Annotated in this window: 29 protein-coding genes; 26 read left to right on the plus strand and 3 right to left on the minus strand. The window is 51.3% G+C overall.

The window, feature by feature from the left end; genetic code table 11:
• Window positions 1-79: 79 nt before the first annotated feature.
• Complete coding sequence (locus I6L58_RS21655) at window positions 80-799, minus strand: LexA family transcriptional regulator (protein ID WP_049121624.1); 720 nt, start codon at window positions 797-799, stop codon at window positions 80-82.
• A 69-nt stretch (window positions 800-868) separates the two neighbouring features.
• Here I6L58_RS21655 and I6L58_RS21660 point away from each other — a divergent pair, with 69 nt between their 5' ends.
• The 19 genes from I6L58_RS21660 (at window position 869) to I6L58_RS21750 (ending at window position 10,406) form a co-directional block, all read left to right on the plus strand.
• Window positions 869-1,126, plus strand: a complete 258-nt coding sequence (locus tag I6L58_RS21660; RefSeq protein WP_072256056.1) for a transcriptional regulator — start codon at window positions 869-871, stop codon at window positions 1,124-1,126.
• Window positions 1,127-1,157: 31 nt separating this feature from the next.
• A complete protein-coding gene (locus I6L58_RS21665; RefSeq protein WP_088208208.1) occupies window positions 1,158-1,628 on the plus strand; it encodes a YmfL family putative regulatory protein in 471 nt (156 codons plus the stop codon).
• Between the two features lie 240 nt (window positions 1,629-1,868).
• Window positions 1,869-2,081 carry a DUF4222 domain-containing protein gene (locus tag I6L58_RS21670; RefSeq protein ID WP_088208209.1) on the plus strand — a complete coding sequence of 71 codons (213 nt, stop codon included), beginning with the start codon at window positions 1,869-1,871 and terminating at the stop codon, window positions 2,079-2,081.
• Window positions 2,038-2,979 carry a conserved phage C-terminal domain-containing protein gene (locus tag I6L58_RS21675; RefSeq protein WP_088208210.1) on the plus strand — a complete coding sequence of 314 codons (942 nt, stop codon included), beginning with the start codon at window positions 2,038-2,040 and terminating at the stop codon, window positions 2,977-2,979. Before I6L58_RS21670 ends, I6L58_RS21675 begins: the two co-directional genes overlap by 44 nt.
• Entirely contained in the window at window positions 2,976-3,470 is a 495-nt protein-coding gene (locus I6L58_RS21680; protein WP_088208211.1) for a hypothetical protein, read from the plus strand. Before I6L58_RS21675 ends, I6L58_RS21680 begins: the two co-directional genes overlap by 4 nt.
• Window positions 3,470-4,222: a hypothetical protein gene (locus I6L58_RS21685; protein WP_088208212.1), complete on the plus strand. Its 753-nt coding sequence runs from the start codon at window positions 3,470-3,472 to the stop codon at window positions 4,220-4,222. Before I6L58_RS21680 ends, I6L58_RS21685 begins: the two co-directional genes overlap by 1 nt.
• A 13-nt stretch (window positions 4,223-4,235) precedes the next feature.
• Window positions 4,236-4,895, plus strand: a complete 660-nt coding sequence (locus I6L58_RS21690; protein ID WP_088208403.1) for an MT-A70 family methyltransferase — start codon at window positions 4,236-4,238, stop codon at window positions 4,893-4,895.
• Window positions 4,892-5,212 (plus strand): LexA family protein, encoded by a 321-nt coding sequence (locus tag I6L58_RS21695; RefSeq protein WP_088208213.1) that lies wholly within the window; start codon window positions 4,892-4,894, stop codon window positions 5,210-5,212. Before I6L58_RS21690 ends, I6L58_RS21695 begins: the two co-directional genes overlap by 4 nt.
• Window positions 5,209-5,598 (plus strand): RusA family crossover junction endodeoxyribonuclease, encoded by a 390-nt coding sequence (locus I6L58_RS21700; protein WP_088208214.1) that lies wholly within the window; start codon window positions 5,209-5,211, stop codon window positions 5,596-5,598. Before I6L58_RS21695 ends, I6L58_RS21700 begins: the two co-directional genes overlap by 4 nt.
• Before the next feature lie 24 nt (window positions 5,599-5,622).
• Complete coding sequence (locus tag I6L58_RS21705; RefSeq protein WP_368665565.1) at window positions 5,623-6,339, plus strand: phage antirepressor KilAC domain-containing protein; 717 nt, start codon at window positions 5,623-5,625, stop codon at window positions 6,337-6,339.
• Window positions 6,336-7,325: a DUF968 domain-containing protein gene (locus I6L58_RS21710; protein WP_088208216.1), complete on the plus strand. Its 990-nt coding sequence runs from the start codon at window positions 6,336-6,338 to the stop codon at window positions 7,323-7,325. The genes I6L58_RS21705 and I6L58_RS21710 overlap by 4 nt, the downstream gene beginning before the upstream one ends.
• A gap of 13 nt (window positions 7,326-7,338) precedes the next feature.
• On the plus strand, window positions 7,339-7,917 hold the full coding sequence (locus tag I6L58_RS21715; RefSeq protein ID WP_088208217.1) for a DUF1133 family protein: 579 nt from the start codon (window positions 7,339-7,341) through the stop codon (window positions 7,915-7,917).
• Window positions 7,918-8,004: 87 nt separating this feature from the next.
• On the plus strand, window positions 8,005-8,286 hold the full coding sequence (locus I6L58_RS21720) for a hypothetical protein (protein WP_088208218.1): 282 nt from the start codon (window positions 8,005-8,007) through the stop codon (window positions 8,284-8,286).
• Between the two features lie 114 nt (window positions 8,287-8,400).
• The gene (locus I6L58_RS21725) at window positions 8,401-8,796 is read left to right on the plus strand and encodes a phage holin family protein (RefSeq protein WP_022648767.1); all 396 of its coding nucleotides are present in this window, start codon (window positions 8,401-8,403) and stop codon (window positions 8,794-8,796) included.
• Window positions 8,783-9,064, plus strand: a complete 282-nt coding sequence (locus tag I6L58_RS21730) for a phage holin family protein (RefSeq protein WP_022648766.1) — start codon at window positions 8,783-8,785, stop codon at window positions 9,062-9,064. The genes I6L58_RS21725 and I6L58_RS21730 overlap by 14 nt, the downstream gene beginning before the upstream one ends.
• A complete protein-coding gene (locus tag I6L58_RS21735) occupies window positions 9,064-9,690 on the plus strand; it encodes a glycoside hydrolase family 19 protein (protein WP_088208219.1) in 627 nt (208 codons plus the stop codon). Before I6L58_RS21730 ends, I6L58_RS21735 begins: the two co-directional genes overlap by 1 nt.
• Window positions 9,691-9,697: 7 nt before the next feature.
• Window positions 9,698-9,973: a hypothetical protein gene (locus tag I6L58_RS21740; RefSeq protein ID WP_088208220.1), complete on the plus strand. Its 276-nt coding sequence runs from the start codon at window positions 9,698-9,700 to the stop codon at window positions 9,971-9,973.
• Window positions 9,924-10,103: a hypothetical protein gene (locus I6L58_RS21745; protein ID WP_176399425.1), complete on the plus strand. Its 180-nt coding sequence runs from the start codon at window positions 9,924-9,926 to the stop codon at window positions 10,101-10,103. Before I6L58_RS21740 ends, I6L58_RS21745 begins: the two co-directional genes overlap by 50 nt.
• A 66-nt stretch (window positions 10,104-10,169) precedes the next feature.
• Window positions 10,170-10,406, plus strand: coding sequence for a hypothetical protein (locus I6L58_RS21750; protein ID WP_032671572.1), 237 nt, complete (start codon window positions 10,170-10,172; stop codon window positions 10,404-10,406).
• A gap of 99 nt (window positions 10,407-10,505) precedes the next feature.
• Here the strand turns inward: I6L58_RS21750 and I6L58_RS21755 are convergent, their stop codons facing one another.
• Entirely contained in the window at window positions 10,506-11,066 is a 561-nt protein-coding gene (locus I6L58_RS21755) for a hypothetical protein (protein ID WP_088208222.1), read from the minus strand.
• A gap of 117 nt (window positions 11,067-11,183) precedes the next feature.
• Between I6L58_RS21755 and I6L58_RS21760 the strand changes: the two genes are divergently transcribed.
• Window positions 11,184-12,641 (plus strand): glycosyltransferase family 2 protein, encoded by a 1,458-nt coding sequence (locus I6L58_RS21760; RefSeq protein ID WP_088208223.1) that lies wholly within the window; start codon window positions 11,184-11,186, stop codon window positions 12,639-12,641.
• A gap of 96 nt (window positions 12,642-12,737) precedes the next feature.
• Here the strand turns inward: I6L58_RS21760 and I6L58_RS21765 are convergent, their stop codons facing one another.
• Window positions 12,738-12,971 carry a hypothetical protein gene (locus tag I6L58_RS21765; protein WP_063843788.1) on the minus strand — a complete coding sequence of 78 codons (234 nt, stop codon included), beginning with the start codon at window positions 12,969-12,971 and terminating at the stop codon, window positions 12,738-12,740.
• A 139-nt stretch (window positions 12,972-13,110) separates the two neighbouring features.
• On the opposite strand from I6L58_RS21765, the gene I6L58_RS21770 reads away from it, so the two are divergent.
• The 6 genes from I6L58_RS21770 to I6L58_RS21795 all read left to right on the plus strand — a co-directional run bounded on the left by I6L58_RS21770 (window position 13,111) and on the right by I6L58_RS21795 (window position 17,704).
• The gene (locus I6L58_RS21770) at window positions 13,111-13,698 is read left to right on the plus strand and encodes a hypothetical protein (RefSeq protein ID WP_379971522.1); all 588 of its coding nucleotides are present in this window, start codon (window positions 13,111-13,113) and stop codon (window positions 13,696-13,698) included.
• Window positions 13,695-14,039 carry an HNH endonuclease signature motif containing protein gene (locus I6L58_RS21775; protein ID WP_088208225.1) on the plus strand — a complete coding sequence of 115 codons (345 nt, stop codon included), beginning with the start codon at window positions 13,695-13,697 and terminating at the stop codon, window positions 14,037-14,039. The genes I6L58_RS21770 and I6L58_RS21775 overlap by 4 nt, the downstream gene beginning before the upstream one ends.
• On the plus strand, window positions 14,036-14,239 hold the full coding sequence (locus tag I6L58_RS21780) for a hypothetical protein (RefSeq protein ID WP_088208226.1): 204 nt from the start codon (window positions 14,036-14,038) through the stop codon (window positions 14,237-14,239). The genes I6L58_RS21775 and I6L58_RS21780 overlap by 4 nt, the downstream gene beginning before the upstream one ends.
• A gap of 184 nt (window positions 14,240-14,423) precedes the next feature.
• Window positions 14,424-14,909: a hypothetical protein gene (locus I6L58_RS21785; protein ID WP_045133819.1), complete on the plus strand. Its 486-nt coding sequence runs from the start codon at window positions 14,424-14,426 to the stop codon at window positions 14,907-14,909.
• Between the two features lie 6 nt (window positions 14,910-14,915).
• A complete protein-coding gene (locus I6L58_RS21790; protein WP_061382651.1) occupies window positions 14,916-16,430 on the plus strand; it encodes a terminase large subunit in 1,515 nt (504 codons plus the stop codon).
• The gene (locus I6L58_RS21795; RefSeq protein WP_088208227.1) at window positions 16,430-17,704 is read left to right on the plus strand and encodes a phage portal protein; all 1,275 of its coding nucleotides are present in this window, start codon (window positions 16,430-16,432) and stop codon (window positions 17,702-17,704) included. The genes I6L58_RS21790 and I6L58_RS21795 overlap by 1 nt, the downstream gene beginning before the upstream one ends.
• Window positions 17,705-17,714 lie beyond the last annotated feature (10 nt).

Raw genomic sequence — 17,714 nt, forward strand, 5'->3', positions numbered from 1 at the left:
ATTATGTAGCTTGTAGGGGTATCCTCATGAATTTTAGGCGAAAAAAAACCGGCTTTCGCCGGTTGTGAACATGTTCGCTTTAACCAAATTCAACCATTTTTAATGGTAAACATCTGATTAGCTTTCCAAAAATATAGACTTCGTTCATTTCATGTTCTTCTATGAAGAAGGGAGGGTAGTGCTCGTTATCAGAGAGTACTGCCAAACGTCTCCCCTTAACCTTCTGAAGCCGTTTAACAAAAGTGCTGTCTTCAAAGTTGAAAACATAAACGCCATCTCCGCTAAACCGTTCAATGCGGCTATCAATGAACAATAAATCTTTTGGGCATAGCGTGGGCATCATGCTATCGCCGTCAACGTTGATCATGACAATGCCATCGAGAGTTCTTCGCCCGAATAATTCGTAAATCCGTTCTTCGGGGATCTCGATTGAACTAACTATCGTTGGGAAAGGTTGGTTAATAAAACCTGAACCAGCTGACGCATGAACATCCAATTGCTCAATTCTTACGGTCCCCGGTGGAGGCAGGTCCCCACCGTTAACTGGAACTCCGTAATCAAGGTAAGCCGGGGAGACCGCAAGCCTTTCAGCAATCCGAATCATCTTTTCGTCTCTAGGCTTTGCTGTGCCAAGAGTATAGCGCCGCGCCATCTCGTATGAGACACCACTGAACTCTGACAATTCTTTTACTCCAATAGATTTCTCTTGGAGAGACTTATTTAGCCTGTCGGCAAAGTCTTTGTATTTAGCATCTTCCACCATAAGTAGAAGATTAAGCGCACAAGACATAGTTGTCATTTCTATTTTAAGTTGCGAATAAATGCTACTATAAGTAGTATTGGTTGGTGCTTAACTATAGGAGACAACATGACACCTCATTTTAAGAATGTGACCGCCAAAGCTGTGAAGGCGGTGGGATCAATTTCAGAAGTATCAAGAAGATTCGAATTCCAATCAGTTCAATCAGTTGCTAATTGGATAGCCAAAAATAGAGTGCCATCAGAAAGGGTTATCCAGTTGTGTCAGTGGGGAGGTTGGACGGTAACACCCCATCAGCTTCGACCTGATATCTACCCTAATCAAAATGACGGGTTGCCAACAGTTGAGAACAATACACAACTCTAAGTTGTAAATTAACTACCAAAGGAAAAACAACATGGTAGAGCCAAGCCTGAAAGAAGTAGTTAAAGCGATGTGCAAAACGTACCCAGGAGGCCGCGAGGCTATGGCCGGTGCTCTTGGCATGTCAGTAACGCAGTTCAACAACAACCTGTACGAGAAGAACGGCTGCCGCTTCTTTGAAGTGAACGAGCTGGAGGCCATGGAAGACATCTCGAATACGTCCCTCCTGGCAGATTACTTTGCCCGTCGTCGTGGTGCGCTGCTGGTGGACGTTCCTCAACTTGAAGACCTTGATCGTGTCGACCTGTTTGATCGTGCCATGAGAACGTCAGCAGCGCGTGGACGTGTTGATACCGTGATCCAGAGAGCTCTCGAAGATGGAGTAATCGAAAGTCATGAAGCTGAAGAAATCAATGAATATCACCGCCGTCATCTGGCAGCGCGTGAAGAAGAGATCCGCGCGATTGTCGCGCTATTTAGCCGTAAGAAAAGCCAAAAAAAGTGACGCCCGCGAGTGTGCAGCTCCGGGCGTCGTGGCGTGTCGTATTCAGTGGAGAAACTAACGCATGAACAGTTTAAACCGATTGAGACCAGCGAAGCAATTCAGATGCCTTCCACTGGTGGGAAAAGATTCCCCGTTCGGCTATGTGGAGAGATTAAACAACCAGGCGGATCAGAACAACTACCAGCCTGAGAACGCGATGGTAGAGGCATTTGCACTGATGAACGAGAAGGGGCGTGAGGAATGGCTGAAGTTGACCGGCGATTCAGAGACCACAGAGGCATCACCGTCCACGTCATCAGGTGGGAGCCCGAGACTCGACGCGTTATATACCTTCGCGAAGGGTACGATCATGAGTGCTTCAGCCCTCTTGAGCAATTCCAGCGTAAATTTACAGAGTTAAAGGACGACCATGAGCCTGTTGATGCCATCCCGGCCGATAGTGATAAACCCTGACCTTGCGTACAGCATTGGCCTGAACGAGGCCATTGCGTTGCAGCAGGTTAACTACTGGCTTAAAGAAACCACCTCCGGACTGGAGCGTGACGGCGTGCGCTGGATTTACAACACCAACGAGCAGTGGCTGGAGCAGTTCCCATTCTGGTCTGAGTCTACGCTGAAGCGCACATTCACCCGCCTGAAGAACCTTGGCGTGCTCAAAGTTGAGCAACTGAACAAGTCTCAGCGCGACATGACGAACTACTACACGATCAACTATGAAAGCGAGCTTTTAGATGAGGTCAAAGTGACCAAATCGAAGAGTTCAAAATGCACTCTTCCATCAGGTCAAAATGAACTGATGGAAGAGGTCAAAGTGGAACGCTCCATCGGTTCAAAACGAACCGCTCTCATCAGGTCAAATTGCACTGATGTTCTTACAGAGAATACAACAGAGATTACTACAGATATTAAAACCCCTTCTTGTCCGGTTGCGTCGCAACCAGACGACAGCGATCCGGCAATTCGTGTCTTATCCCACTTCAACGAGGTTACTGGTTCGTCATACGGGAAGGGGGGGCGCAACAAAACCGTTTTAGGATATATCAGGGGAAGACTTTCCGAGGACTACAGCGCTGAAGACCTGATGCTTGTGGTGGACTACCTCACAGCAAAATGGGCTGATGATCCAAAAATGGATGATTACCTTCGCCCGAGCACTCTCTTTGGACCAGAAAATTGCGTTGAGTATTTTGACAAGGCTCAGAAATGGCAAAAGCGCGGCAGGCCTGCGTGTGTCAAAGGACGCTGGCAACTCAGCGGTGGCTCTGACCCTAACTTTAAAGCCAACTTTCAGAACGTTGATTACAGCGTTCCAGCCAACTCAGGTTTTCGTGTTTCCGGAGGTACTCAATGAGCTTTCTGAAAACAATCCAGCTGTTCGTGGCCAATAACCCTGGACTGACGAACAAAGAGATCGCCGCAGCACTGCCGGAGTACGAATTACACAGCGTGCAGCGTGCGGTATGCCGCCTGGTCATGCTTAACCGCGCTGAGCGCAAAGGCGAACGCCACAACTTCCGTTACTACGCAAAAGCGCCGGTTGGTCCAATCGGGCCGATTGTCCCGCGCTACCCGGTAGAAAAAGCTGAAATAGCTCCTGAGCCAAAGCAGGAAACCATACCAAACCCTGCTGTCGTTGCATTGATGGATAAGGCTAAAGAACTTTCCGACAAAGGCCTGTTCCTGCGTGCCGCAACCGTTCTGATGGAAGCATTCAATCGATCAAAGAACGAAACTAAGCGAGCCAAAATTCTCAAGGAGCGTAAGCGCTGCCTAAGTATGGCGCCGAGGGTTAAAACCACCGGCGATGATTGGTGTCTGGCTGGCCGAGCGAGGAACGTTTGATGATCCACTTCCACGGAGGACCAATCACGCCTGATACGTGCGCACTGAAAGCCTGGAAAGGTCGCCATGCGTTCATCAGCTTCGCTAACCCTGGGCAACTTAAGCTTGCCAGTGAGGTAACTCAATCTTTCGCACTTGATAACGGAGCGTTCAGCTTCTGGGATAAGGGCCAGCCTGTTAACTGGTTCGACTATTACGAATTCGTCAAGGAGTGGATGAATCACCCTCGTTTCTCATTTGCAGTTATCCCTGATGTTATCGGAGGCACCAGCGAAGAGAACGATGCGCTTATCGCTGAATGGCCGCACGGTAAATTCGTCGGTGCGCCTGTCTGGCATATGAGCGAACCTGACGAGAGATTCATACGTCTCTGCCATGAGTTTCCGCGTGTCTGCATTGGTTCTATGGGTGAATACGATGCAAAGCGTCCCCGCGCATGCCGGGCAAAATTGCGAGACCTTATCCGTCACGTTGTCGATTCAAATGGCTATCCGATTACCAAGCTCCATGGCCTTCGCATGCTGAATAAAGACATTTTTACTCACATACCGCTCTCATCAGCTGACAGCACAAACGTGGCACGCAATATCGGTATTGATAAGGCATGGGATAAATCAGCCTATGCGCCAGCCAGCAAAGAAACCCGCGCCGCCGTCCTCGTTGAGCGTATTGAGGCATTTAACAGCGCAAGCGCTCTCAAGTATGACGCAGTACGAGACCGCTTTACTCCACAGTTGGCCTTAGAAATCTGAGGGGAAGAATATGATGAAATATTCACTTATTTACGCTGACCCTGCCTGGGAATACGGGAACACCGTCAGCAACGGCGCGGCTACTAATCACTACGGCACGATGAAGCTGATCGACATGAAGCGCCTCCCTGTTTGGGACCTAGCTGCAGAGGATGCTGTTCTGGCCATGTGGTTCACCGGCACGCATACCCGCGAAGCCATTGAGCTGGCTGAAGCATGGGGCTTTAAGGTCCGCACGATGAAGGGCTTTACCTGGGTGAAGTTCAACCCGCTGGCGGAGCAGCACATCAACAAAGCGCTTCAGGCTGGTGGAGTAGAGGGCTTTTACGATTTCCTCGACCTGCTGAACGCACAGACCCGCATGAACGGCGGCAACTACACCCGAGCCAATACTGAAGACCTGCTGATTGCCACCAGGGGAAATGGGCTCGAACGCCAGTGTGCCAGCATCAAGCAGGTTATCTACAGCCCACTCGGCGAACACAGCCAGAAGCCAGCCGAGGCGCGTTTCCGCCTGGAAAAACTTTACGGTGACGTTCCTCGCATCGAACTCTTCAGCCGCTGCGCTGCGCCTGGCTGGGACCATTGGGGAAATCAGGCTGAGCGCCCAGCCGTTCATTTGTTACCGGGTGTTGTCTGCGCTATCGACTGGGCTAAAGGGGAGGTTGCATGACTGAATTAACGTCGCGTCAGAGTGAAGTGCTGGATGCCATAGTGCTCTACAAGGAAAGAACTGGATTCCCGCCGACGATGCTGGAGCTTGCCGGGTTAATTGGCTGCGCATCACCGAACGCTGCTGCTGAGCACGTAAAGGCGCTCAAGAAAAAAGGGTATATCTCCGTTGCTCCTGGCGCTGCCAGGGGCATTACTATCGTCAAAACAGAATGGGATGCTGATCCGGTAGCGATCATTAAAGGCCTGTTATCCGGTGGAGACATGGCCAGAGATAACGCGGTGGAATGGCTGAAAAAACAGGGAGTGACTTTATGAAACTGGTGCTCCCGTTCCCGCCGAGCGTAAACACCTACTGGCGAGCCCCGAACAAGGGGCCGTTAAAAGGCCGCCATCTTATCAGCGCCAAAGGCAGGGCATATCAAAGCGCTGCCTGTGTGGCGATCGTCGAGCAGCTTCGCTTCCTTCCAAAGCCTTCAACAGTACCGGCTGCCGTCGAGATAATGTTGTACCCACCTGACGAACGCCGCCGCGACATCGACAACTACAACAAGGCTCTGTTTGACGCGCTTACGCACGCTGGCATCTGGGAGGATGACAGCCAGGTGCAGAGAATGCTGGTGGAGTGGGGTCCGAAAGTACCTGGTGGACGAGTAGAGATATCGATCAAGAAACATGAACCTCTGGCGGGTGCAGCCGCCTGATAAGTGGAGAAGAGCATGAATCAGATGAATATCACCGTAATGTGCCCGACTAACTCCGCCGCCGCGATGGGGCAGCAGATAACGATGTCCAGCCGTGAGATTGCAAAACTTGTCGACTCACGCCACAGCAATGTGTGTGTGACCATCGAACGACTGATGAACTCTGGCGTAATTGGGGGGTATGCTGCAATGCAGTACACCCACCCTCAGAACCAGCAGGTTTACCATTACTACGAAGTTAACAAGCGAGACAGTTACGTAATCGTCGCGCAGCTTTGCCCTGAGTTTACTGCCCGTCTGGTTGACCGCTGGCAGGAACTGGAGAGCGGGGCCGGGATGGTGGTACCTCAAACGCTTCCTGAAGCACTCCGCCTGGCCGCTGACCTTGCCGAACAGAAGCAACGCCTGAGTGAAGAACTGGCTATAGCAGCGCCAAAGGCAGAATTTGTTGATCGCTATGTCAAGGCCACTGGTTCAATGACGTTCCGGCAGGTTGCCAAGCTTCTTAATGCCAAAGAACCAGAGTTCGCTATGTTCCTCATTGAGAACAGCATCATGTACCGCCTGAACCGCGTGCTTACGCCGAAGAGCAAACATATCGAAGCAGGGCGCTTTGAAGTTAAGACCGGCACAACCAACCAGACCAACTACGCATTCAATCAGTCGCGCTTTACAGCAAAGGGTGTTCGCTGGATCGGCGGCCTTTGGGCTGAACATATCGCTAAGGGGCAAATTGCGTGAGAGCCATACTGACACCTGAAGTTGCGCCAATGTCCGGGGTGGTACTGTTCCGCCCAGGTAACGAATTGCTGTGGCTGTTTCGTCGTGGCCGTGTAGTGATTGAAACGCCTTCCGAAGCAATCCAGCACCTGCCATCTGGCCTGATTCCTGAAGCGCACCAGCCACTGACAGATGATGTCAGTATGCAGGAGCTTTTCCTGAACGAGCGGATTATTCAGCGTGCTGGTGGGCTTAGCAGTCTTGATGCCTGGCTGGAACGTAAATTCGAATGTCAGTGGCCCCACAATGAATGGCACTCAAAGGACTTTACGGTGATGCGTCATGCCCCCGGAAGCATTCGCCTTTGCTGGGGCTGTGATAACCAGTTACGTGAACAAACCACTGAAAGACTGGCAGGAATTGCCATGCAGAACCTGGTAAAATGGCTACTCGAAAGGGTGAATATTATGCTGGGCTTTAGCGCAGACCACACCCTGACGCTGCCGGAGCTCTGCTGGTGGATGGTACGTAACGATCTAGCTGACTTGATTCCTGAATCAGTGGCGAGCCAGGCCCTAAGGATTAAGCCAGAAAAGCACAGTTCAGTGATGCGGGAAAGCGACATTGTTCCGTCATTACCGGCGACTGAAATCCTCCAGGAGAAGGTGAAGAAGGTTGTCTCCGTTAAGGTAGACCCTGAATCAACGGAATCTTTCATGCTGAGGCCAAAGCGCCGCCGCTGGGAGAACGAGACGTACACCCGCTGGGTTAAGTCGCAGCAGTGCAGTTGCTGCAATAACCCGGCAGACGACCCACACCACCTGATAGGCCACGGGCAGGGTGGAATGGGTACCAAAGCGCACGACCTGTTTGTGATACCGCTGTGCAGAGCGCATCACGATGAGTTGCACGCTGATCCTGTGGCATTTGAAGCGAAGCACGGCGACCAGTTAACGCTGTTGTTTCGGTTTTTAGATCGTGCGCTGGCAATCGGCGCACTGGCGTAAGTGGAGACGCAACATGATCAATCCTTCCGAAGTTGGCAAATCCGGCGAGATGGTTCGCCTTCGAACTCTCGAAAGCATCTGGGTACAAGGTAAGCTCCGTATGTGGGGCCGCTGGTCTTATATCGGTGGCGGATCAGGAGGCAACATGTTTAACCAGCTACTGGCATCCGGGAAAATCACCAAGACAGCAATCAACGATGCGCTGCGCCGCATGAAGAAATCCGGCATCACTAAACCTGAGCTGGAAGCATACCTGCGCGAAATCCTCGACAGCAAAAACAAAAGCGGCCTGGCGTTCTGCTCGGATGAAGAAGGTCTGAAGGTGGATGGTGTTATTGCTTCCGTACTGATGAATGACGACTACCGATCACTTTATGGCGTCATCGTCGACCGCCATCGACTCCGTAAGAGCAAGCTGCAGATGGCCAACGAGCTTAATGCAAAACATCCTGACTGGACCCTTATCACCTGCCGCCGCCGAATTGACACATGGGTAAGTTTGGCCGAATCGATCCTGTATGCACCACTTTGTGACGCGTTCGGCACAAATAGCGACAGATATAAGTTGCAGAGTGAGCAAGAAAGTGCTTAAATTGTGTTAGGCTCGGGACAGTAAAGCGTACTGAGCAACAGAACAAAACATAAACCCGCCCCACCCGCGGGTTTTTTTGGATGAAAAATGCTTGAATTCATAACATCGCTTCCTGGTAAGTTGGTAGAGCATTTTGCAGCAATGACAACCCTTGTCTTTGTCGCGACCATAATCAAATTTATTCTTCCTCTGCTTTCATATTTATTAAATAGATTCTTTGAACACCGAAGCTATAAAAGATGGATGGAAATTCCTGGCATGACAGAAGAGCGGGCACGCAGAGAGGCACGAGCTTTATGGCGACCAAAATCTAAACCTCCAAAATGGTTTCTGAAAGTTAAAGCTAAACTCTCTCCTCCCCGTGAATGAAACGGTCAGTAGTATGAACTGAATTCTAAACTAAAAAATTTAAGGCTCGCCTCGGCGGGCCTTTTTTATTTCCCCTCAGTTATGAGAGGACTCACGGCAATAAGAGGGGGCTAAATGTCCGATCCTGTTTCTGGCACTACGGTAGCGGCTGGTGGTCTCATGGGGGCCAGCATGTTCGGCCTGGCAACCGGCATCGATTACGGTGTGGTGTTTGGCGCATTCGCCGGTGCGGTATTCTACGTCGCTACGGCGGTTAATATCAGTCGCCTTAAGCTGGTGGGCTATTTCATCACCTCATTCATCTTCGGCGTTATTGGCGCTCCACTGCTTGGATCTTACTTCTCTAAATGGACGGGGTATAGCGACAGGCCACTTGATGCGCTGGGCGCGGTAATAGTAGCCGCTATTGCGATTAAGCTGCTGACGTTCGTCAACAGTCAGGATTTGGGTAGCCTGTTTGGAATTCTCTCACGATTACGTGGTGGAGGGGCCAGCAATGGTAACAAGTGATCCGAGTGCGATGGCAAACGCAATTATCTCTGCTGTTATCGTTATTGCACTGATGTTCTACCAGCGCGGCGGGGCGAGACATCGCCCTCTGATTTCGCTGATGGCTTATTTTACGGTGCTGGTATACGCCAGCGTCCCTTTCCGTTACCTGTTCGGCTTGTACCATGAATCACACTGGTTTGTGGTGCTGGTCAACGTCCTGATCTGTGCTGCCGTTCTCTGGGCTCGGGGAAACGTAGCACGCCTGGTTGATGCACTGAGGCACTAATGAACCAATCACAATTTCAAAAGGCGGCTGGGTTAAGCGTCGAGTTAGCCGCGCGCTGGTTTCAGCCAGTAAGCGAAGCAATGAAAGAGTTCGGCATCACCAGGCCGGTAGACCAGGCAATGTTTATTGCTCAGACAGGGCATGAATCAGCTGGTTTTACTTTGCTGGTGGAGAGTTTCAACTATCGGATTGCTGGCCTGGTTAATTTCATCCGCGCTGGACGCCTCACAGCAGAACAGGCAAATGAGCTTGGCCGCCGTCCTGAGGAACGGACATTACCGATCGAACGCCAGCGCGCCATTGCCAATCTGGTCTACAGCAAACGTAACGGCAACAATGCGCCGGGTGACGGATGGTTATACCGTGGGCGTGGCCTTATCCAGATTACTGGTCTCAAAAATTACCGTGATTGCGGCAATGGGCTCAAGGTTGATCTTGTACAGGAGCCTGAACTTTTAGCGAAAGACCTTTATGCCGCAAGAAGCGCGGCGTGGTTCTTCACAACTAAGGGCTGCCTTAAGTATTCCGGCGACCTGTTGCAGGTGACGAAGATTATCAACGGCGGAACGAACGGACTTGAAGATCGTCGCGCTCGCTTCGGTCAGGCCAAAACGGTACTGGTGTGAGCTAGAGATGGGATTAGAAACGATCGTCGGTATTGCTGCGCTGGTAATGGCTGCTATCGCTGGTGCTTTTGGCATTGGTCATTCACGCGGCACCAGCAAAGCGGAAGAGAAAGCTGACCAGCAGCGCGCCGAAGATAAGGCCGCTGCCACTGAAGCATTAGCCGAACGTCGGGTAGAAGCAACGAAAGAGGCCAGCAATGTACAGCAGACTGTTAACCATATGCCTGATGACGATGTTGATCGCGAGCTGCGCGAAACGTGGAAGCGTCCCGGTGGTGGTTGATACTGCCTGTGACTGGGTAAAGCCAATCTACCTGACTGATCACGACATAGACGTTATGGCCCGCCAGACGAAGAAAGACATCCTGGCGCATGACAAAGCGTGGCAGGCGAACTGCCAGAAGCAGGAGTGACGGATGCTACTGTGTTCACATTCAATAGCGGGGATATTTCCATACCCACCCAAAAGAGAGCCACAGATGAAAGTTCAGGATTTAAGTCATGCCTATAGCATCTGGGAAAACATTCGAGAACTGCAAAAACAGCGCGATCTCATCGCTGGCGGAGGTGGTCTCGGTGTGACTATCCAGTCAGCATATCAGGATGCTGCCTTTGAAGAGGCAATCCGACCTCATGCTGTAGCAGAGCTGGAACGTCGTATTGAGAAACAGAAAAAAGTCATTATCGACCTCGGCGTTTCTTTTTCTGACGGCTAGCCATTACAAAGCTCACCTGCTGGTGGGCTTGATAATAGTTATCCCCAAAGTGGTTTATTAATCAGCAATCAACATTTGGGGATAAATGATAAATATATTTTAACTGTGACGACTTGAAGAGATTCTTTGTTTCATGGCATTGAGACCAATTTTTTCTCTGCACGTCAAAATTTGACCCCAACTTTCATTAGCGTTGAATTGTACACCCCTCACGATAATGCCAAAATCGGAGGTAAACTTTTCATCTTTGTTCTCAGGCGCGACTAAAACTAACATCATCATGCCAAAAATATATCCTACTGGAAGTACCCACTGGCCTCCTAATAGCATTTGTTGTTCTTCGGTTATTGTCAGCCTTTTGTCAAGTTCACCCTCATGTTCTATTGAGCAGCGACCATACTCATAAATTGCTTGAGGTATGGTTTTACCACCAGCTTCAATGTTAGTTACACATAACCCAAGGGCGATAAAGGATAGAAGATCTTCATCATCTTCAAGAAACTTACGGATTCTGTCTCCAACCCCTGATTTTGGTCTTCTTTTTTTCGCCGTAGAATCTAAAGCAGGAAAGAGATGAAGTAAGGTGGTTTCGTAGTCTTTAGTGCCAAACTCAGTGAATGCTGCACTAAGTCTTCTTGCAATAGCGCTTTGTTGTTGCATTTTATTCTCCAGTTAACCATCAACGTGCAAAAGTACGCCTGCCTTCTCAGATTACATTTGTTTTAAAACTAATACCTTAACAAGTTATCAATATAGAAAGTAAATCGGGGAAAAATTATGCAGGTCACTATTGATGGTGTCCCGTATTTGCCTGCCTGTGTTTCAGCGTCACGGATTGGCATTGCGATTACCACCCACAACCGGGCGGACGATCTAAAGCGCGCCATTGAGCAGCACACCAAACATCTTCCTGTCGGTGCGCTGGTGGTGGTTATCGACGACGGCTCTAAACCTGCCGCAGTGGTGCCTGACGGCGTGCAGCTGCTTCGCCATGAAACATCACTCGGCATTGTTGCTTCGAAGAACGCCAGCCTGTCAGCCCTGATGGATGCCGGGTGTGAGCATCTATTTTTATGGGATGATGACGCCTGGCCTATCGCTGATAACTGGCATCTTCCTTACATCGAATCACCCGAGCCACATCTGGCTTACCAGTTTCTCGATCTGGCTGGCCGCAACAAGCTGAATGACCTTTCGGTGCTTTACCGTGACGAACAGCATATGGCTTACACCGGGCAGCGCGGTGTGATGCTGTACTACCACCGCAGCGCCATCGAGAAAGTGGGCGGATTCGATCCGGTTTATGGTCGCGGCATGTACGAACACAGCGACCTTGCCCTGCGCATCCATAACGCAGGACTGACTACGTGGGCTTACGCTGATGTCGTCGGTTCAGAAAAGCTGATTCATTCCCTCGATGAGCATGAGGCTGTGGAGCGGTCAGTGCCGAAACCAGACCGACAGGCGCTGGTGGAACGTAACGTTAAAATCCACAACGAACGGCGTGATACCGGCTTTACCGATTACGTTGAATATCGACGTCAGCGCGACGTGGTTATCACTACGTTACTGACCAGCCAGCCTGACCCTCAGCGCGGCACGAAAATGACGGCCTCACCTGACATGCTGACCAGGTGGGCGGCCTCGCTTCGGAATTGTGGACGTATTGCGCTGGTGGATGAATTACTGACGGCACCGGCAGATGTTGAGCTGTATCTCGTACCTGACGTGAAGATGAATGTCTACTTCCGGCGCTGGCTGCATATCTGGCAGCACCTGCGCGATCACCCTGAATACCGGTTCGTCTGGTGTACTGATGGTACCGATGTCGAAATGCTTCGCGCGCCGTGGGAAGAAATGGAACCCGGGAAGGTGTATGTCGGTTCTGAACCGAAGACCTACGCCGACTCCTGGGCGAAACAGAATCATCCTGAGCGTATCTATCAGGAATTCATTGAAGCGCACCGCGGCGATGTGATGCTTAACGCTGGTCTGCTGGGTGGCACCCGCGCTGATGTAATGGCGTTCGCTCACGGCATCATCCGTCTTTACTACCGGATCGAGAGTTATCGTTTCTGGAAGAAAGAACAGGCTGGCGCCGCGGTGGGTGACATGCTGGCGTTCGGTATTGTCGCGCAGTCGTTCGCTGACAGGCTGGTCACCGGCCCTCTGGTTCATACGGTATTCAAAACGGATGGTTTAGGCAAAGAGTCAGCTTGGTGGCAACATAAATAATGGAAGGGTGATTTATGAATAATCTCAAGAATGGAGCAACTTCGAATGTAATTGCTCCAATTGTAAAAAACATCATCGAAGATGCAATTGCAACGTTTATTCTTTTATCCCAGAATACTTAAATGCAAATTTCTTGGTTTTAAGTACCGTTTCAATTGCTTCATGAGGTGTTTTTTCTTCAACCAATTTCCATGTTTCAATTGTATTGGTTTGGAATTTATTAAGCTGTTCAGGAGTCAATACGTTTTGCATTTGAACAACAATTGAATTCAATGCATCGACCTTATAAATCAAATTTTCCATGATTTCTTGCATGATATTGTCAGACATACTTAATCCTTTTTTATTTTAAGGGGCACCCAAGTAGCGTTTGGGTAGCACCTAACATACCTAAATCTAGACATAATCAACACCCTGATATTCAGACAGTAGCCGCCATCGTGCGGCTTTTCTTATTGGAGATTCGCTGGTGGCTGAAGAGATTAAGTTTGCGGTGGTCGGTCATCACGCCAGACGGCAGCAGGCTGAGGCGCTGACCTCTGCTATAGGCGCACATTTGCTGATTGATGGCGGTAACCACGGCGCGAACTGGAATCATCGTCGTGCAATCGAATGGGCTGCTGAGCAACCTTGCCGGGTAGTAGTGTTGGAAGACGACGCGCTTCCTGTGCAGGGCTTCACCGATAAGGTAACTGACTGGCTGGTGCGCTTCCCTGACGACATGCTGAGCTTTTATCTTGGTACTGGCCGACCGCCGCAGTATCAGAAAGAGATTGCCGGAATGCTGGTGGATGCGGATCGCGTCTGTGGTGACCACATCGTATTAAGCAAACTGATTCACGGCGTATGTTACAGCCCTCCTCAGGGCAGGCTGGGGCGCATGCTCAGCACCTGGAATAAAACGCTGGCAGCTGATTACGCCGTCGGTGAGGCATTCGGTGGCCGGGTGATTTATCCGTGTTACTCGCTGGTGGATCATGCCGACATGCCGACGGTTGAGCGTCACCCTGACAACGAGCCGAGGACGGAACGCCGCCGCGCATGGAGACTGGCATGAACAAAGAGCCCCGCGTATATGGCAGCCGATGGGATAAAGCCCGTCTGCGTTTCCTGCAGCAGCACCCACTATGTGTGATGTGCGAGCAGCAGGGACGCATAACCCCAGCAACGGTGGTTGACCATATCGAGCCCCACAAACTCAAAGAGGCGCTTAAGTCAGGTAACACGCTGGCCATATCGAAAGCACAGCTCCTGTTCTGGAGTAAAGAGAACTGGCAGCCACTGTGCAAAGCACATCATGACTCAACCAAACAGAGAATGGAGAAGAGCGGCGCGGTAATAGGCTGTGATGCCAATGGCTACCCGCTAGATCCTGCTTCTCACTGGAGCACGCAATGAAAGACCTCATCATCGAGTATCGTGACGGTAAGTTTGTTCAGCTGGCAATTGATGGCGTAGCGATGAAGACCGTTACCTCTATCCAGTTCTCCCACACGGTAGGAGAAAACGTGCCGACGCTAACCTTTTCAGGGCATGTGTGGCCCGAGCATGGGAAAGGCGCTCAGAAACTCGAACAGGTAGACAAACATTCGGCATAGCGCGGCGGCGGTAAGTCGATTACCTGTCATGTGAAATCATTTCAAATGCAACGATATCAAATGAGAATGAATACCATCAAGGGCAGGGGGGGGAGCAAATCTTCAAAACCTTTGCCCCAAATGACCGCCGCCAAAGTTTGATTTTAACGCTAACCCGATTTTTTTAGTTTTAAGGTGTTGACATATGGCAGATAAACGAACCCGTTCCGACAGTTCGGCGGCAGCGGTTCAGGCCATGAAAAATGCAGCAGTGGACACCATCGATCCTCCGTCCCATGCAGGTTTGGAAAAAAAAGCCGAACCATTCTGGCATGACAATATCAGATCGAAAGCTCTGGACAGCTGGACGCCGGCCGACCTTCTGGCCGCTGTAGAACTGGCAAATAACCAGCTCTATATCACGGTTTTACGTAAGGATTTACGCAAAGAAGAGCGAACACGCGGAGAGGGCCGCGAAGAAGGGCTTATCAAAGACCTCCGCAAGCAAATTGTTGAGCTGCAGCGAACTATTCTGGCTCAGCGCCGTGACCTCCAGATCCATTCCCACGCAACCAACGGCGAAAGCCGCGACCAGAAGAAACGCAATCAGAATGATCGTGATGCACGAAATACCAAAACCGAGCATCAGGACCAGGACGACAACCTGATCGCCTTTCCCAAGCACGGATAAAAGACTATGACGCGAGGTGAGCGTGTAATAGCGTTCATTGAGCGCTTTTGCATCGTGCCGGAAGGCAAGCTTATCGGCCAGCCTATGCGGTTGGACCCCTTTCAGAAAGATTTCATCCTGGCGGTTTACGACAATCCAGCCGGAACGGATATGGCGATCCTCAGCATCGCCCGAAAAAACGGTAAAACAGGCTTAATCGCTGGAATCCTGCTGGCTCACCTGGTGGGTCCTGAAGCGGTTCAGAACACGCAGATTGTCAGCGGTGCACTCAGCCGGGAACAGGCGGCCATCGTTTTTAACCTCGCGGTGAAGATGGTCAACCTGAACCCTAAGCTGCAGGAGATTGTTCACATTACGCCAAGCGGCAAAAAGCTGATTGGTTTGCCGTGTAACGTCGAATACAAGGCTTTATCCGCAGAAGGTAAGACGACGCACGGCCTTTCCCCCATTCTGGCCATTCTTGATGAAACCGGGCAGGTAAGGGGACCACAGGATGATTTTATCGATGCAATAACTACCGCGCAGGGGGCGCATGAGAACCCGCTGCTGGTTGTTATCAGTACGCAGGCAGCAAATGACGCCGACCTGCTGAGCATCTGGATTGATGATGCAGTCAAATCGAAAGACCCGCACATCGTGTGCCACGTTTATGAAGCGCCAAAAGACGCTGATATCAGTAAACGCGAGTCCTGGCTGGCCGCGAACCCGGCGCTGGGCACATTCAGGTCAGAAAAAGACATGGCGCGCCAGGCTGAGAAAGCTGGCCGAATGCCAAGCTTCGAAAACACCTTCCGAAACCTCAACCTCAATCAGCGCGTTTCTACCGTATCGCCGTTTATTTCCCGCAGCGTGTGGGAGCTTTGCGGAGAGATGCCGATTAACACCCCGAGGAAGTGGTACGCGGGGCTGGATCTGTCAGCCAGGAACGACTTAACGGCGCTGGTTATAGCTGGTGAAGCAGATGATGGTGTCTGGGATGTTTTCCCCTTCTTCTGGACACCGCAAAAGACTCTTGAAGAGCGAACCAAAACGGACCGCGCACCCTATGACGTTTGGGTGAGGGAGGGGCTGCTGCGCACCACGCCAGGCGCTTCGGTGGATTACTCATTCGTCGTTGCGGATATCGCTGAAATTATCGGTGATTTCGACCTTACCTCGATGGCTTTTGACCGCTGGCGCATTGACCAGTTCAGGAAGGATGCCGATGCCATTGGGCTGAACCTCCCGCTGGTCGAGTTCGGCCAGGGCTTTAAGGATATGGGGCCAGCTGTAGACACGCTGGAGTCTCTGATGCTTAACGGGCGCGTGAGGCATGGCATGCACCCCGTATTAACGATGTGTGCTGTGAATGCGGTGGTGGTGAAAGATGCCGCTGGCAACCGCAAGCTCGATAAGTCCAAAGCAACAGGCCGTATTGATGGCATGGTCGCAATGACAATGTCCGTTGGTGCTGCTAATGGGGAAGTTACCGAACAGGGTGGTGACTTCGATGACTTCATTTTCCGACCGCTGAGCATGTGATGGAAGAACCTAAATACACGATTGACCTGCGAACCAATAACGGCTGGTGGGCAAGGCTGCAGTCCTGGTTTGTCGGCGGGCGTTTAGTCACCCCAAATCAGGGCTCACAGACGGGGCCTGTCTCGGCCCACGGACACCTGGGCGATTCATCCATTAACGATGAACGGATACTGCAAATTTCGACGGTTTGGCGCTGCGTGAGCCTGATTTCAACGCTCACGGCATGCTTACCGCTTGATGTCTTCGAAACCGACCAGAATGACAACCGCAAAAAAGTGGGTTTGAGCAATCCGCTGGCGCGATTGCTGCGCTACTCACCGAATCAGTACATGACAGCCCAGGAATTCAGGGAGGCCATGACGATGCAGCTCTGTTTCTACGGTAACGCGTATGCACTGGTGGACCGCAACAGCGCGGGTGACGTGATCAGCCTTCTCCCGCTTCAGTCTGCCAATATGGATGTGAAACTCGTCGGAAAAAAAGTGGTTTATCGCTATCAACGCGACAGCGAATACGCCGACTTTTCGCAGAGAGAGATTTTTCACCTTAAAGGCTTCGGATTCACCGGGCTGGTCGGCCTGTCACCAATTGCTTTTGCCTGTAAATCGGCAGGTGTGGCAGTTGCGATGGAGGACCAGCAGCGAGATTTCTTTGCCAACGGCGCCAAGTCTCCGCAAATCCTCTCCACCGGCGAAAAGGTGCTGACTGAACAGCAGCGCTCGCAGGTCGAAGAGAACTTCAAAGAGATCGCCGGCGGTCCGGTTAAAAAACGCCTCTGGATTCTGGAAGCGGGCTTTTCCACATCGGCAATTGGCGTAACGCCGCAGGATGCCGAAATGATGGCGTCCCGAAAATTTCAGGTAAGTGAACTGGCGCGATTCTTTGGCGTACCGCCTCACCTTGTAGGCGACGTCGAGAAATCAACGAGCTGGGGATCGGGCATCGAGCAGCAGAATCTCGGCTTCCTGCAGTACACCCTGCAGCCCTATATCTCCCGTTGGGAAAACAGCATTCAGCGGTGGCTTATTCCTGCTAAGGATGTTGGCCGAATTCATGCTGAGCACAACCTCGACGGCCTGCTGAGGGGCGATTCGGCATCCCGCGCTGCATTTATGAAGGCAATGGGAGAGGCAGGGCTACGCACTATCAACGAGATGCGACGAACGGACAACCTCCCGCCATTGCCGGGTGGCGATGTGGCAATGCGCCAGTCGCAATACGTGCCGATCACCGATTTAGGAACCAACAAAGAGCCCCGTGATAACGGGGCTTAATTTTTATGGG

The organism is Enterobacter cancerogenus (genome assembly GCF_019047785.1).
Lineage (GTDB): Bacteria > Pseudomonadota > Gammaproteobacteria > Enterobacterales > Enterobacteriaceae > Enterobacter > Enterobacter cancerogenus.